Source organism: Clostridioides sp. ES-W-0016-02, assembly GCF_020641035.1.
GTDB lineage: Bacteria > Bacillota > Clostridia > Peptostreptococcales > Peptostreptococcaceae > Clostridioides.
In genome coordinates this window covers 3,092,312-3,109,396 of the sequence record NZ_CP061361.1, presented here as the reverse complement: position 1 = coordinate 3,109,396, position 17,085 = coordinate 3,092,312, and the positions used below count along the sequence as shown (strand labels likewise).

The 17,085-nt window shown below is 29.3% G+C and carries 13 protein-coding genes and 1 riboswitch; of the genes, 10 read left to right on the top strand and 3 right to left on the bottom strand.

Going from position 1 to position 17,085, the window contains the following annotated elements:
- Positions 1-142: 142 nt before the first annotated feature.
- Positions 143-1,024, bottom strand: a complete 882-nt coding sequence (locus IC758_RS14695; protein WP_227432356.1) for a LysR family transcriptional regulator — start codon at positions 1,022-1,024, stop codon at positions 143-145.
- 413 nt (positions 1,025-1,437) lie between these two features.
- On the opposite strand from IC758_RS14695, the gene IC758_RS14690 reads away from it, so the two are divergent.
- The 7 genes from IC758_RS14690 (at position 1,438) to IC758_RS14660 (ending at position 9,796) form a co-directional block, all read left to right on the top strand.
- A complete protein-coding gene (locus tag IC758_RS14690; protein WP_227432357.1) occupies positions 1,438-2,286 on the top strand; it encodes a sugar phosphate isomerase/epimerase family protein in 849 nt (282 codons plus the stop codon).
- 82 nt (positions 2,287-2,368) lie between these two features.
- On the top strand, positions 2,369-4,291 hold the full coding sequence (locus IC758_RS14685) for an FAD-dependent oxidoreductase (RefSeq protein WP_227432358.1): 1,923 nt from the start codon (positions 2,369-2,371) through the stop codon (positions 4,289-4,291).
- 83 nt (positions 4,292-4,374) lie between these two features.
- Positions 4,375-5,238 (top strand): shikimate dehydrogenase, encoded by an 864-nt coding sequence (gene aroE, locus IC758_RS14680; RefSeq protein WP_227860553.1) that lies wholly within the window; start codon positions 4,375-4,377, stop codon positions 5,236-5,238.
- A 220-nt stretch (positions 5,239-5,458) separates the two neighbouring features.
- Positions 5,459-6,676: an MFS transporter gene (locus IC758_RS14675; RefSeq protein WP_227432360.1), complete on the top strand. Its 1,218-nt coding sequence runs from the start codon at positions 5,459-5,461 to the stop codon at positions 6,674-6,676.
- A gap of 63 nt (positions 6,677-6,739) precedes the next feature.
- Positions 6,740-7,522, top strand: a complete 783-nt coding sequence (locus IC758_RS14670) for a shikimate kinase (RefSeq protein WP_227860552.1) — start codon at positions 6,740-6,742, stop codon at positions 7,520-7,522.
- A 171-nt stretch (positions 7,523-7,693) separates the two neighbouring features.
- Positions 7,694-9,559, top strand: a complete 1,866-nt coding sequence (locus tag IC758_RS14665) for an HIRAN domain-containing protein (RefSeq protein WP_227860551.1) — start codon at positions 7,694-7,696, stop codon at positions 9,557-9,559.
- 69 nt (positions 9,560-9,628) lie between these two features.
- Positions 9,629-9,796, top strand: coding sequence for a hypothetical protein (locus tag IC758_RS14660; RefSeq protein WP_227432363.1), 168 nt, complete (start codon positions 9,629-9,631; stop codon positions 9,794-9,796).
- A 330-nt stretch (positions 9,797-10,126) separates the two neighbouring features.
- Here the strand turns inward: IC758_RS14660 and IC758_RS14655 are convergent, their stop codons facing one another.
- Together IC758_RS14655 and IC758_RS14650 are read right to left on the bottom strand one after the other, a co-directional pair.
- A complete protein-coding gene (locus tag IC758_RS14655) occupies positions 10,127-11,491 on the bottom strand; it encodes an amidohydrolase (RefSeq protein WP_227432364.1) in 1,365 nt (454 codons plus the stop codon).
- Positions 11,492-11,646: 155 nt separating this feature from the next.
- Positions 11,647-12,990 (bottom strand): NCS2 family permease, encoded by a 1,344-nt coding sequence (locus IC758_RS14650; RefSeq protein ID WP_227835282.1) that lies wholly within the window; start codon positions 12,988-12,990, stop codon positions 11,647-11,649.
- A 71-nt stretch (positions 12,991-13,061) separates the two neighbouring features.
- Positions 13,062-13,163, bottom strand: a riboswitch (purine riboswitch).
- A gap of 333 nt (positions 13,164-13,496) precedes the next feature.
- On the opposite strand from IC758_RS14650, the gene IC758_RS14645 reads away from it, so the two are divergent.
- From IC758_RS14645 to IC758_RS14635, 3 genes are all read left to right on the top strand, one after another.
- On the top strand, positions 13,497-14,150 hold the full coding sequence (locus IC758_RS14645) for a pentapeptide repeat-containing protein (RefSeq protein WP_227860550.1): 654 nt from the start codon (positions 13,497-13,499) through the stop codon (positions 14,148-14,150).
- A 140-nt stretch (positions 14,151-14,290) separates the two neighbouring features.
- Positions 14,291-15,562: a branched-chain amino acid transport system II carrier protein gene (gene brnQ, locus IC758_RS14640; protein WP_227860998.1), complete on the top strand. Its 1,272-nt coding sequence runs from the start codon at positions 14,291-14,293 to the stop codon at positions 15,560-15,562.
- A gap of 203 nt (positions 15,563-15,765) precedes the next feature.
- Positions 15,766-16,953, top strand: coding sequence for a DUF3798 domain-containing protein (locus IC758_RS14635; RefSeq protein ID WP_227860549.1), 1,188 nt, complete (start codon positions 15,766-15,768; stop codon positions 16,951-16,953).
- Positions 16,954-17,085: the final 132 nt, after the last annotated feature.

The window sequence follows — 17,085 nt, the reverse complement described above, 5'->3', positions numbered from 1 at the left end:
GTTGCTGTTATATAACGCTTATTACTGAGACTCGGATGCCGACTGTCAGTTAAGAATCTATACTTTTAGAAGTATAGATTTTTTTATTTTGGAAGAAACCCTAAAAAAGAGACTATTTAAAAATAACCTCTTTTATTAATACTTATAATTGAGCATTTTTAATGACAAAGTTTTTGAAATTTTTAATTGCAGGAGGCAAATATCTATCCTTTATAACTGCTAAGTAAAAATTTCTTTCCCAACTTGGGTAAACAATTTGAATTACTTTTACTTTTGTAAACTTAAGCATAGGCATATTTGGTACTACAGCTATACCGAAATTTTTTGCAACTAATCCAGCAACTACCTGGTCTTCTTCTACCTCATGAACTATGTTAGGTTGTTGATTTATTTTTTTAAACATGTCATCAATTATATATCTAAGTCCACTTCTTTGATTAAATACTATTTGAGGATAAGGTATTGTCTCTTTTAAATCTATAGTATCTTTTGTAGCCAGTGGGTGGCTATATGGTACAATTAATACTAAATCTTGTTTGGATACAGGTATAAATTCAATTCCCTTCTCTTTTTCAAGTTTTGAGCAAAAAGCAATATCGTATTTTCTTTCCTTAAGACCTTGGATAATATCAGTAGTTACACCTGTATGAAATTTAAAGTCAATTGATTTATCAGGATTAGATTTTAAGAATCTATGAACCATATCAGGTATAAAGTCTGTACCAAGTGTTCTAAGGAAAGCTAAGTCAATTTGACCTTCACCAGTACCCGTTATCTTTAGTGACTTTACACTTGAGTCTAAGATTTCTAATGATTTTTCCACGTCTCTTAAAAATATTTTACCATATTTAGTTAAAACTATATTTCTACCTTCCTTTTCAAATAGAGACACTCCAAGTTCACTTTCTAACAAAGAAATAGCATGACTCAAACTTGGTTGTGTTATAGATAAATTTTCTGCTGCTTTTGTATAGTGCTCTAAATGTGCCAATGTAACAAAATAGCGTAAGTGATATAAGTTCAATTTTTGTTCATCCTTTCATGAGTATCGTATTTTTTATTTGTATGTATTTAAAGAAGTTGACCTTAAAGAAGTTTTTCACATTTTTATTATATATGATTACAGCGTAATAATAAAAGCTTTTAAAGAAATTTATCGTTTTTTGTCTTAAATTTTAGATAGATAGAGTTAAGGTATATATTAATAAATTATATTATCAATAAAATCTATAAACAAAATCTATGAATTGATAGGAAATTATCAATTTGTTATTAATAAAGTCTCATGATACAATGAATTTATAAAATCTAGATAAAGATAAATCAAAAAAATATTTTTATTTTTAAAGTAAAATAATGCTACTAGTAGAATAAATAAAAAAATAAAATCAAAAAAAAGATTAATTATAAAGAAATTAAAGGGGGCATATTTAAATTATGAATAATCAAAAAAATATTAACATTCCAATTACTATTAGTTCTTATACATTAGGCACAGAAGTTTCATTCCGTGATAGAGTGCGTATTGCAAAAGAAGCTGGATTTGATGGCATCGGATTACGTGCTGAAAATTATGTGGATGCAAAAAACGCTGGAGTTACAGACGAAGAAATGCTTTCAATTCTTGATGAATATAATATGAAAGTTACAGAAGTAGAATATATAACTCAATGGGGGACTAAAGAGGATAGAACAGAAGCTCAACAAGAAAAAGAACAAAATGTTTATCATATGGCTCGTTTATTTAATGTTAAACATATAAACTGTGGTCTATTAGAAATGGTACCAGAAGAACAAATTATAACTGCATTAGGAGAATTATGTGATAGAGCAGGAGAACTTATTATAGGACTTGAGTTTATGCCATACAGCGGTGTGCCAGATTTAGCTACTGCTTGGCGTGTTGTAAAAGGATGTAACCGTGAAAATGCAATGCTTATATTAGATACATGGCACTGGGCTAGAGCAAAACAAACAGTAGATGACCTTGCACCTGTTCCAGCAGAAAAGATAGTATCAATTCAAGTTTGTGATGTTTTAGAGACACCTTATGAAAAACTTAGAGATGAATCACTACATGACCGTGTAGCTCCAGGTGAAGGATATGGAAATACAGAAGAATTTGTAAAAATAATCAAAGAACATAATATATCACCAGAAGTTATAGGTGTTGAAGTAATATCTGATTCTTTAGTAGCTAAAGGATTATCAACTACAGCTGAGACTGTATTTAAGGCAACTAAAAAAGTATTAGATAAAGCATGGCCAGAAGTATCTCCAAAATAAAAATAGACTTATTCGATATTAAAGTATATAAAGCATAAAAATATAAGAAAAAAATATAAAACTTGAAAGGAAGGAAAACCTTATGAAGATTAGTTCTATGTTTACACCTATAAAAATTGGTTCAATGACAGTTCCAAACCGTTTTGTAGTTCCTCCTATGGGAAATAATTTCGCAAACACAGATGGTACTTTAAGTGAAACTTCTAAGGCTTATTATCTTGAACGTGCCTTAGGTGGTTTTGGATTAATAACTATAGAATCTAGTGTTGTGGATAAGAAAGCTAAAGGAGGACCTCGTAAACCTTGTTTGTATGATGATAGCACAATAGATAGTTTTAAAAATGTAATAGATGCCTGTCATAATGCAGGTTCAAAAGTATCTATACAATTACAACATGCTGGTTCTGAGGGAAATGAAAAAATTGCAGGGTATCCTTTAAAAGCTGCTTCTGCAATACCTGCGTCAAATGGACGTAATACACCATTAGCAATAACAACTGAAGAAATATATGAACTTATAGAATCTTATGGAGATGCTGCGTTACGTGCAAAAAAAGCTGGTGTAGATGCTGTTGAAGTTCACTGTGCTCATGGATATTTAGTTAGTAGCTTTATATCACCAAGGACAAATAAACGTGTAGATGAATTTGGTGGATGTTTTGAAAATAGAATGAGATTACCTCGCCTTATAATTGAAAATATACGTAAAAAGGTAGGTAATTCTATAGCAATACTATGTCGTATAAATAGTACAGATGATATTTTAGGTGGAATTGATGTACATGATAGTTCAGTAATCGCAGCTTATTTAGAAGATTGTGGAGTAGATGGACTTCATGTTTCACGTAGTATACATATACATGATGAATATATGTGGGCTCCTACAGTTCTTCATGCTGGATTTAGTGCAGATTTAGTTACAGAAATAAAGAAATCTGTTAGTATACCAGTAATAACTGTTGGTCGCTATACAGAGCCACAATTTGCTGAATTAATGGTTCGTCAAGGTAGATGTGATTTAGTAGCATTTGGTAGACAAAGTTTAGCTGACCCAAGTATGCCTAACAAAGCTAAAAATGGGAAGTTAGATGAAATGATACCATGTATTGCGTGTCTACAAGGTTGTGTGCCAAATATGTTCCAAGGTAAGCCTATAGCTTGTCTTGCAAATCCGATATTAGGTCATGAATCTGAACTTAAACCAGCTGAAACTACAAAAGAAGTTCTTGTTGTTGGTGGTGGTGTTGGAGGTATGCTTGCAGCATGGGTATGTGCTGAGAGAGGGCATAAGGTAACTCTAGTTGAAAAATCTGAAATGCTTGGTGGTCAAATGCGTTTAGCTGCATATCCTCCAGGTAAAGGAGATATTACTAATTTAGTTCGTAGTTATATTTCAAAGTGCAATCAATATGGTGTAAAAATATACACTAATACAGAAGTTACAGTAGAGTTTATAAAAGAAAAATCACCTGATGCAGTTATTGTAGCTACTGGTGCAACTCCACTTGTACTTCCTATACCAGGAATTAATGAATCAGGATTAATACATGCAGTGGATCTTCTTGATGGAAAAGAATCTTGTGGAAAGAAAGTTCTTGTTGTTGGTGGTGGAATGGTTGGTTGTGAAGTGGCAGCCTTCCTTGGTGAACAAGAACATGATGTTACTGTTATTGAATTAAGAGAACAAGTTGGTGCAGATGTAATTTCTGAACATCGTAAATTCCTTATGGATGATTTTGAAAGTTACAATATACATACTGTTACTGGTGCTAAAGTTGCTAAATTCTATAACGATGGAGTTGACTATTCACTTGCAGATGGAACAGAAGATAATTTAAAAGGCTTCGATTCAGTAGTACTTGCTATGGGTTCTCGTAATTATGACCCATTAAGCGAAGAAGTAAAGAAATTTGTGAATGAAACTTATGTTGTTGGGGATGCAGTAAAGGCTCGTAGAGCATTGGATGCAACAAAAGAAGCTTTTGAAGTAGCATTAAATATATAGTTGAAATTAAATAGATGTTTCTTTGCAAATAATTAAATAGATTATTTGCAAAGAAATTGATGATATTGGGAGGATATAAAATTATGGAAATTTCAGGTAGAACAGGGTTATTCGCATTAATAGGTACACCAGTGGGGCATTCTAAATCACCACTAATGTATAATTATAGTTTTGAAAAATTAGATTTAGATTATAGATACTTAGCTTTTGATATTACTGTGGACAAGGTAAAAGATGCACTTTCAGCTATAAAGACGTTCAACATAAAAGGAGCAAATGTAACAATGCCATGTAAAACTGCTGTTACAGAATATATGGATGAACTTTCTCCAGCTGCTCGTATAATTGGAGCATGTAATACAATTGTAAATGAAAATGGAAAGTTAATTGGACATATAACAGATGGTGTGGGTTATGTTCGTAATTTAAAAGAAAATGGAGTTGAAGTAAAGGGTAAAAAACTTACGATTATGGGTGCTGGTGGTGCGGCAACTGCTATACAAGTACAATGTGCATTAGATGGAGCAAGAGAAATATCTATTTTCAATGCTAAGGATGATTTTTATAAAAGAGCGGAAAAAACAATTGAAAATATAAAGAAAGAAGTACCAGAATGTATTGTTAATTTATATGATTTAGCAGATACAGAAAAACTTTATGAAGAAGTATCATCAAGTGATATTTTGACAAATGCAACGCTTATTGGGATGAAACCTCATGATAATGAAACTAATATAAAAGATGTTAGTGTATTAAGAAAAGAGTTAGTTGTAACAGATGTTGTTTATAATCCAAATAAAACAAAAATGATTGAGGATGCTGAAGCTAATGGTTGTAAAGCTATTGGTGGATTAGGAATGTTATTATATCAAGGAGCTGAGGCTTTTAATCTATACACTGGATTGGAAATGCCTGTAGAAGAAATTAAAGAATTATACTTTAAATAGACGAAAAAATAATACTTTAATAATATAGAATATATATGTATCTCAATGTTTTGATATTACTTTACAAAATATTTTGATATTACTTTATAAGTTGTCATAGTGGGTTTTGTATCGGTGGTATAGTTAAATGTAAAAGTTTAGCTATTCTTTAAACCCATTATGGGAATACGTTTATTGTATATAAAAATGTTAAGAAATTAACAAGAATGGGAGAATAACTATGAATAATAAAAAATACTATCCTACTGCCATAGCGTTGTATTTTTCATATTTTTTACTTGGTATTGGAATTTCAATTTTAGGACAATATAAACCAGAATTTGCATCTATGTGGGGAGCTAAGACACTATCAGATGGAACTCTTGATGTGAGTATTGTTTTAGCAGTTATTGCTGCATTAGGGTTAGGTAGACTTATATCATATCCATTTGCAGGCCCTATTTCAGATAAATATGGAAGAAAGGTAAGTGGACTTATAGGTAATTTTCTACATGCAATTTTCTTTATTGGAATTGTATTTTCACCAAATTTTTACATAGCGTATATATTTGCAGTAATTGGAGGTGCAGCAAACTCATTTTTAGATACTTGTGTAACACCTTCTTGTATGGAGATATTTGCTAGTCTAGGAACAATAGCAAATATGTTTACTAAATTCACAATAGCTTTAGCGCAATTTTTACTTCCTTTTATAATTGGATTTGTTGCAGCAAATTCAATATCATTTAAAGTTATTTTTATAGTAACAGCTGTTCTTATTATTGTAGATGCAATTTTAATAGCTATATTGCCATTTCCTCCAGCTAACAATGTTATTGATAATAATGGAAAGACTGTTAAGTCAGAGAAAATGAAGTTTACACCAACAAGTATAGCTCTTGTTTGTATTGGATTTACATGTACATCTACATTTGTACTATGGCTAAATTGTAATCAAGAATTAGGTAAATTATATGGTATGGCTGACCCTACAAAAATTCAATCTTTTTATTCAATGGGAGTAATCTGTGCAGTATTAATAACTTCTGTGCTTATAAAAAAATATGTTAAGCCAATAAGAATACTTGTTATCTATCCTGTAATAGCTTCAATTATGTTATTAATTGTGTATTTTGTTCAGTCTCCAACTATTTGTATGGTAGGAGGATTTGTAATAGGCTATTCAGCAGCAGGTGGTGTGCTTCAATTGACTACATCGACAGCAAATGAAATGTTTCCAACTAATAAAGGAAAAATAACATCTATAGTTATGATTGCATCTAGTATAGCTAACTATGTTATTTTAAATATAGCTGGATTTATTACAAAATCTGGTGGAGTAAATGGGCCAAAATATGTTGTACTATTTAATGTAGCTATAACATTTGTTGGAATTTTACTTGCATTGTTTGTAAACATGAGATATGAAAAAGAAAAAGTACATGATTGTAATATGTAACATTAGTATAATATAATTGTAAGTATTTTTAATTTTAACATGTCTGAAAGAAGAGGTGTGACAATGGAAAATATAGAAAAAATAAGAGAAAAAATAGACTTATATGATGATGAGCTGATTGATTTACTTGAGAAAAGAATGGAATGTATAAAAGGTATTATTGATATTAAAAAGGAAAAAGGTCTTCCCATTTTACAGCCAGACTATGAAAATAAAAAAGAAGTAGCATTAATTGAGAAGCTAAAAGGTCATAAGTTTGAAAATGAAATTATAGATATTTTCAGATATGTAGTAAAAAATAGTAAGAAAATACAGGCTAAAAATTTATTCTCTTACAATATAATGCTTGTTGGATTTATGGGGGTCGGAAAAAGCACTGTATCATCATACTTGAGTCATTTATTAGAAATGGAGCAAGTAGAAACAGATGCATATATAGTTGAGCATCAAGGGATGAGTATTTCTGAAATATTTGAAAAACGAGGAGAAGAATATTTTAGAAATCTTGAAAGCCAAGCATTAATAAATTTACAACAAAGAGAAGGACTAGTTGTTTCCTGTGGGGGAGGAATCGTACTTAGAGATAAAAATGTAGAATATATGAAAAAAAGTGGAAGAATTGTTTTATTAACAGCAAGTCCAGAAACTATTCTTCAACGTGTTAAACATAGTGATGAAAGACCAATACTTAATAATAATATGAATGTTGAATTTATATCTGATTTGATGAAAAGACGAGAAGAGAAATATATGACATCAGCAGATATTATTGTAAAAACAGATAATAAAACAATAAAAGAAATTTGTGAAGAGTTGGTCGTAAAGTTAACGGAACTTGATAAATAAATTCTAATTTAACAAAACCATTGTTAAGCGATGAAACTTTAATATTTGTACAATTAGTATTACTGGAAATTTTAATTTCTAGTAATATTTTTTTATGTGTAAAAATGTAAATTCATTAAAATAAGTAGTATAATCAATATAAATTATAATAATGTAAAGGAGGATAATTTAGTGGGTAGTATTTTTAAGCAACTACAAAAGATTAAGGATTATGATGGATATAAAGAATCATTTGAAATGAATTATTTATGTATATACGAAAAGATACCTTTAAGAGAACAAGTAGAACTTGCAAATAATTTGGTAGAGAATATTTTAAATATTTATAGAAGTGAATCTAATAAAATTGACCTGTTAGAAGAGTATAGTCATAAGTCTCTAATTTGTTATTTTGAAATTTTTATGAAAAAGATAAACACTCTAATAAAAGAGCGAATAATTGATGAAAAGTGGTTATATCAGCTAACAGAGGATTTAATATATACAAGTGAAAAAGATGAGTATGTAAAACTTGGGCTTGTTTTAAGTGAAAATTATTTAGATGTAGATAATATAAGAGAAATAGTGGATACATTTTCTAAATCTGGAGAATACATATTTTACTTAAGTAATACTATTAGAAAACTTGAGTTTTACAATACATATTTGTTTAATCTATCTAGAATATCTACAGGCTCAATAAAAGTATTTGCCATTGTCAATATGGAAAATCTAGATTCTGAAATAACCTCTTATTTAATTGAAGAAGGATATAAAGATAAAAAATATGAAGGATTACTAATGAACTATATTATTTCTACAGTAGATTTAAGCGAATATCTTGAAAGACGAGATTTAGATAAAGATAAGGTAAACAACTTAGCATATCTTATATGCAATTATTTGTTAAGTGTAGAATTTAAATATATAGGGAATAAAGTGGAATTAGTGAATCAATTTCTTCCAATTGTAGCAAGCTATGGGACTAACTTTGATAGTCTGTATTCTATTTTTTTAATAGCAGTAGGTGTTTTAGAGGATGACAAAGTAAGTTGTGATAAAGTTGAATTTAAGAAAGAAATGAATAATGTTTTACTCAGTGAAAAGTGGAAAAGTATATTCTTTAAAGCATTAAATGAAGCTGATGGAAAGACAGAAGATATGATAAAAATGTCAGAAATTTATGATGTACGTTTATCTTTTGATGATTTATTACCATATTTAAATAAAGATATTCGAGATTTTGAGATATATTGGCATATATCTAAAAAGGGAAGTGCAAGCTGTAAGTTGAAGTTATTAGATTTTTTTGAAAAAACATTTAAAACAGAAGAGTTAATTGGAAAAATGGAAGATATAGAAAAAAATAAATTAACACAAGAATATTATGATGATATGTTATTTTTCATTGTCCTTAAAGGTAGTAAATCACTGTACCCTAAAGGAAAAAATTTATCTTTAAAAGGACTTTTTGGAAACATAAATGAAGTACGTAAGGAATCTATAAATATTTTGAAGAGGTATAGAGAGAGACTTTCTCTTAAAGAAATGCAAATAGTTAAAGAAGCTTATGAAAAAGAAAAAAATATCAAATTAAAAGATGAGTTAAGACGATTGTTATATGAAAGTAATAACTTAAAAAAAGAATTTGTAAATACTAAAAAGCTGAAGGTAAATGAGCATGGTAAAGACATTTATTTGATTTCAGTAGCTGTTGCTGGCTCAAGGTTTAGAAATAGAGAATATTTAGAAAATGAATTGGAGAAGAGTAAGATATACTATCTAAAAAGAGAGAAAGATAATTTATATGATGAAAATGCTATTAAAATAGTTGGAGAAACTGGGTATGTAATAGGTTATGTTCCAAGAAAAGATAATTATATTTTGAGTAATTTATTAGATGGAGGAAAACTTTTGTATTGTAGAGTAACTGAATACAATCTAGATGAAGATTATATTTACATAAACATATATTTAAGTTATAAAGACGTGATTGAAACTGTTGAAAATTCACTTAAAATGGTATTAGATAGAAGTAAGGTAAAAGTTATAAACTAAATAATATTATGAATTATATGAAATTTAAACTGTAATCAATCTTCACTTGATGATGGGTTATATAAAATTTTGAAAGTACAATGGATAGAATCTATGTCACAATGTACAATCTTAGATGAGGGCGAATTTAGTGGTTATGTAGGCTTTGACGAGTGTAATGGAAATAGATTTTGGACAAAAGAGGAAATAGAATCCTTGACATTTATACCAGAAATATATAAAAGCAGTTATGGATAATTTGAATTAATGGACTTATGTGATAAACAAGAATACATATGAGCTTTTATTTATAAATCAAAACACATTGAGTATAGCTCCAAACATAGAGATAAACCATGTGAAGTTTGTCCAATGAATGAACAAAAAAGTGCGTGCCTAATGTGTTGTAATGATATAACTAAGTATAAAAAAATGAATCTAAATCTGAACCTAACTGTTAGTGATGTATTTATAATATAATAGCTATTTTTATTTTAATAAAATATAGCATAAAGAAACCAATTGTTTTGTAAGTAGACTATACAAGTTTACTTGAACCTGTATCTCTACAAAACAATTGGTTTTATTTTATTTTATAATTTTAAATTTAGAAGGAATTTTAACTTCTGATTTTTCTTTTATTTTAGAAGCTTGTTTTTTAACTTTTTCCAATAACTCAGATTCGTTTACAACTAATACCTTTCTTTCTTTCATAAGCCACTTTCCATCACAAATTGTAGAATCTACATTTTCGCTAGTCATAGAATACACTATGTTTCCAATTGGATTATGCATTGGTAAGCAATGAATTGTATCTGGATTAAGAATAATCATATCTGCTTTTTTGCCAACTTCAAGACTGCCAATTTCTTTTTCAAGTAAAGCACATTTTGCTCCATTTATAGTAGCCATTTCTAATATTTGTTCAGCTGGAATAACTGTTGGATTTAAAGTTCTTCCTTTATGTATTAATGAAGTTAAATACATATCTCTCATTAAATCCATTCTATTATTTGAAGGAGCCCCATCAGTACCAATTGAGACTGGAATTCCTTTTTCTAGCATTTCAGGAATTGATGCAAAACCTAGTACTACTTTCATAGCTGCACCAGGGTTATGAGAAACTTTTACATCATGTAATCTGAATAAATCAATTTCTTTATGCGTAAGCCAAACTGTATGAGCAGCTAAAAGGTTTGGCCCCAAAACACCTAACTTATCAAGATATTCAACTGTTCCAACTCCAGTATTTTGTTTTACAAATGAAATTTCATCAGCTATTTCAGCTACATGCATATGTATACCTGTGTTGTATTTGTCAGCTAATTGTTTAGTTCTAACAAGTAAATCCTCAGTTGTATTAAAAATAGTTCTTAAAGCAAACCATATTTTAATTCTTTCATTAGATGTATTATTAAACTTATGGTATAAATCTAATTGAGTGTTGATTTCTTCATCAGTAGTTTTTTGCCATGCTTCAGGAAGACCATCTCCTGTATCCATAACTGATTTAGCTAGACATGCTCTAATTCCAGTTTTATCAACAGCTTCAACCATAGCATCGACATATTGACCACCAGACTCTAAAAATGTAGTGACACCAGATTTTATTAGTTCTACACAACATGCAGTAGATGAGATTAAAGAATCTTCGTAATTAAAGCTACTTTCATATGGCCAGATTCTTTCTCTAAGCCATGTTAAAAGAACAACATCATCAGAAAGACCACGACCTAATTGTTGAGATAAGTGAACATGTGTATTGACTAATCCTGGCATTAATATTTTTCCATTAGCATCGTATATTTCAGCATCTTTATCTACAATATTATTATCAAATTTCCCAACTTTTTTTATAATATTGTCTTCAATAAGTATACTTCCATTCTCATATACTTCTCTATCTGTATTCATAGTGATTAGATATGCATTTTTTATAAGTAATTGTGACATAAATATCATCCCTTTTCTATGTATTTTTCTATCTATATATTATGATAATAAATTTTATATATAAAGTTAATAGCAAAATCAATTTAGATATAAAATTGATTTTGCTATTTTTAAATTAAAAATAAATAAGCTTTTAATATATCAAAATTAAAATACTAACTTAGTACTAAGTTTACAACTGCAAGTATCCCTATAACCCAAAGTGTTATACTAACCTTATCAGTTTCTTTAGCTACAACATGCATTATTATATATGAAATAAATCCAAAACACAAACCAATACTTATACTATAAGTTAGAGGCATCAATAAAACTGTAACAAAAGCAGGGACTGCTATTTTACTATCAGCAAAATCGATTTGTTTTATACTTTCAAACATAAATACACCAACCATGACAAGTGCAGGTGCTGCAGCATAAGTAGGAACTATACCAAGTAATGGTGTAAATATAAGTGTAGCTAAGAATAATGCCGCGGTTACTACAGAAGCAAGTCCAGTTCTTGCACCTGCTGCTATACCAGAAGCCGATTCTCCAAATGTTGTAACTGTACTAGTTCCTAAAAACGAACCTATTAAAGTAGAAGAAACATCTGCATATAACATTTTTCCAAGGTCCTTTATTTCTCCATTTTCATCTTCAAGACCCATCTGTTTGCAACAAGTGATAAGGAATGCTAACGAATCAAACATGTCTATAAACATGAAAGAGAAGATAGGTCCAATTAATGAGAATTTTAACGCTCCTATAATATCTAATTTAAAAGCAATTGGTGCTATACTTGGTGGTGTTGAGATTATTGCTGTTGGTAATTCTACAAATCCACATATAATAGATATTACTGTTGCGACTACTATACTTATTAATATTCCACCTTTAATTTTTTTGTATTCTAATATTGCCATTAAGATAAGTGCAAAAAGAGCTATTAAAACTGTTGGTGTAAAATCTGCAAGTGAAACTATTGTATCTGGGTTTGCAATTATAACCCCCATGTTTTTTAAACCAACAAAAGCAAGGAAAAGACCTATACCTGCTGAAGATGCTACTGCTAATTCTCGAGGAATTGCATCAGCAATTGTCTTTCGTAAACCTGTTACTGCGAGTGTGAAGAATACACATCCAGATAAGAATACAACTCCAAGACCTGTTTGCCATGGAATTCCTGCTCCTATAACCAATGAATATGTGAAGAATGCATTTAGACCCATACCAGGTGCTAGTGCAAATGGTGCATTTCCTAAAATTGCAAATATCAGTGTACCAATGGCTGTAGCTAATATAGTAACTGTTATAAGTGCTGCTTTATCCATGCCAGCTTCAGATAATATTGCTGGATTTACGAAAACTATGTATGCCATTGTTAAGAATGTAGTAACCCCACCTATTACTTCTGTCTTAAGGTTAGAGCCACGTTCGCTGAATTTAAACATCTTGTCTAAAAAGCTTAATGATGAATTATTTCCATCTGGTTGTACATTATTAGTGTTTGGTACCATTTTTACCTCCAAAAAACTTTAAAATATAAACAAAAAAATATATATTCATATAGATAGAATAGAATATATATTAAAGTTAACATTCTATTCATAGAAAACTCATTTAAGGTGAGTTTGTAGAGACTATTAGACCATATTACTAATATTATATGAACATTTTCTATTTGTTTTTCTGTTGTATTATATCGTAATATTGTATTATTTACAATAAATTTAAAGAAATTATTCGTTTTTTTTGTCGATTTTATAAAAAACCGAGGTCATTTTTTATGAAGAATAATTATTTCTAAAGATAAATGTTACAGAAGTATAATAAATGTTATACTTCTGTAACACTTATGTTATTAATGGAAATTCATTATAAATAAGTTTGTGATATAATTATAAATGTACTGAATACAAGAATATTTCGTAAAAACTTTTTAATATATTGAAAGTACATATAATAGCTTAATATAATAATAAAAACGAGTTTAAAAATAATATAATTTATAGTGGAGGAGAAAATGACTAAGATTATTAAAGTACAAAAGCCTAAATTTACAGGGGAATTAGAAAATGTTGAAAATATTGAAGTTATATTAGATGATATATTCAATGATGAAAAAATATTTAATAAAACTATAGAAAATGAGGTTATAAGTGATTTAGATATTACAGGAGCAAGTTTTGAATCTTGTATATTTAGAAATGTATCCTTTGAAAATTGTAATTTAAAAAAGATTGACTTATTTGATGTAGTATTTGAAAACTGTAATTTATCCAATACGTCTTTCTATGGAGGAAGTATATACAGAGTTGAATTTAAAGACAGCAAATTAATAGGAGTTAGATTGGATGATTGTATACTTAAAAACGTATTGTTTAAGGATGTTTTAGGTAGATATTCTAACTTCTCGTTTTCTAAGTTCAAGATAGTTTCTATTTTAGATTCAAATTTTGAAAGTTCTGTGTTTCAGGAAGTAAAAAATGAAAATTTAGTATTCGAGTATACAAATTTAAAAAAATCGAATTTTAATGGAACTAAACTTTCTGGAGTAGATTTTACAACTAATAATATTGAAGGTATTGAAGTAGGAATAAATGATATTAGGGGAGCTTGTTTTGATGTGTCGCAAGCAATTGATTTAACAAAACTGATGGGAATTATCATAAAATGAAAATTATATGCAAATATTAAATTGGGAAAACGTTAACAATATGAGAATTTTTACCAGATTGACATTTTTATGAAAATAAAGTAAGATTATCTTAATATTCAAAATATTTTCAAAGGGGGTAGTTTGGTGTGAGTAAGCAGATGAGAGATATTTTTATAGTTGGTTTTGCTTTGTTCTCTATGTTCTTTGGCGCAGGAAATCTTATGTTCCCTCCATTTTTAGGAATGGAATCCGGTAAAGACTGGTTAATTCCTCTTGTTGGCTTTGTTGTTGCAGATGCTGGTATAGCAATGCTTGTTATCATAGCAACAGCAAGATGTAAAGGAAGCATGGATGATGTACTTAGAAGAGCAGGTAAAGGATTAGCAAGAGTAATGAGTGTAGCTGCTCTAGCATGTTTAGCACTTCTTGTTATACCAAGAACTTGTGCAACAACATATGAAATGGGTATTATACCTATATTTGGAGACCATGGAACAGTAGCTAAAGCAGTATTTTCAGTAATATTCTTTGGTTTGACTTTAGCATTTACGATTAGGTCTTCTAAAGTTATAGACATAATAGGTAAATATTTAACTCCAGCGTTATTATTAGTATTATTTGTTCTAATTGTAAAAGGGATAATATCTCCAGCAGGACCTATGAGTCCAGAACATATGATAGATAAAAATCTATTTGGTGAAGGTATATCACAAGGTTATCAAACAATGGATGCTCTAGGTGCAGCGTCTATGGCTACTATAATGTTAATGTCTATAGTGGCTAAAGGATATACATTAGATAAAGACCAAATAGGTATGACTATTAAAGCTGGTTTTGTAGCCTGTGTATTCCTGGCATTAGTATATGGTGGTCTTACTTATCTAGGAGCAACAGCTTCAACTTTATATGATACTAGCATACCTCAAGCATCTTTATTGGTTGAGATAACTAGTATACTATTATATGGTCAAGTAGGAAAGATAATTTTAGGTGTAATTGTAGCACTTGCCTGTTTAACTACTTCTACAGGTCTAACAGCATCAATTTCAACTTATTTTGAAGGAATAAGTAAAGCAACTTATAAACAACTAGTTATCGGTATATGTGTGGCTAGTATGCTTATATCTAATTTAGGTGTTGATGCTATAATAGCTATATCAGTTCCAATTCTACAAACTATATATCCTGTTTTATTGGCAATAGTTATCATGGAATTAGCTGGTAAGCATATAAAAAATGATAATGCATTTAAGGGTGCAGCATATGTTACATTACTAGTTAGTGTATTATCAGCTGTAAATGGAATGACAGGAGCTGTTCCATTTATACAAAGTTTACCACTTGCAGGTTTGGGCTTTAACTGGGTAATACCAGCTATATTGGGTGGAATAGTTGGTAACTTCATAAAAAGCAAAAAACAAATAGCATAATAATTTATAGTTAATTTAATTTTATAATATATAATTTTTTTAGTACTATGGGTAGATTTAATCAAAATCTAATCTACCCATAGTACTTTTTAGATTGGATTATAATAGTTAGCATATAATTTTTTTATAATATAATTTTTCTTTGAAGTATGATAAAATTAGTAATAGTGATAAGAAAGTACAAATTTAGGAGGTTTTAACTAATGCTTAAAAAAATAACAGCACTTATGCTATCTATATGTTTAATTATTGGGATTACAGGGTGTAGTTTAGTTACAGGCAAAAATGATAAAGAGAAAATCATTGATGATTTCAAAGTTGCAGTAGTAACTCAGCCATTATCTGAAAATAAAGTACAATACAGTATAGTAGAAGATTTAGCAAAAGAGTATAAGGAAGCTAATGAAACTGATAAAGAAAAAGATGGTGAAGCTAGAGTTGAGCGAACTATAAAACATGTTGTGTTGCCAGAAAACTTTACTTCTAATATAGATAAGTCTATAAATGAAATAGTAAAATTGACTGATGATAAAGAAATTCAGGCGATTGTAGTATCAGCGGACCAAGCAGGTCTTTTACCAGCATTACAAAAGGTAAAAGAAAAGCGTCCAGAAATAATAACTATCTCAGCTCCTATGGGAGAGGACAAAAACCAATTGAGTCAATATGTAGATGTAAATCTAGGCGTTGACACAGAGGAAAGAGGAAAGTTATTAGCTGAACGTTCAAAGGAACTGGGAGCAAAAGCTTTTATTCATTATGCATCTAAGGATGATTTGAAAGATGCCAATATAGCCAAAAGACTGGAAAAAATTAAAGAGACTTGTAGAAGTTTAGGAATGCAATTTGTACAAGTTGATACACCAAATGTAAATACAGAAGAAGATAAGGGCAAAATGAAGCAATTTTTAAATGAAGATATAGACAAACAGGTTAAGAAGTATGGAAAAGATATAAATGTATTTGGTGTAAATGAGTATATGGATGAAGTTATATTAACTAAAGCTTTAGAGTTAAAATATATAGTTGCAGAGCAAAGTAATCCATCACCAACAGATACATATCCTAGCGTTATGAGATTTAAAATAGCTAAAAAAGATGCTCAAAATTATGACAAGATAAATGATATGATAAGTGAAAAGGCTAAAGCTGCTGGCATGTCAAATAGACTTGGTGGATATCCTATGCCAATGGACGCTTTTATACCATCATTAGCGACTTATCTTGCGACTGAGATGGTACTTCAAGATTTAACACAGGAAGATGTATGTGACCCAGACTATTTAGAGGCGTTTGCAGAATTAAAATTTGGGATTGGTTCAGAGTTTGTACCTTTAACAGATACACTTTATAATTATCAATCAGTAATATTAAATCAATTAATATACTAATATTAAAAGCTATGAAACTAATAATAAAAATTATTACTTCATAGCTTTTTTGCTGAAGGTATCTTTTATTATTTTATAATAAGTTATAGTAAAATAAAATTTATGATTATAAATATAAAGTTTGAGGTAGTA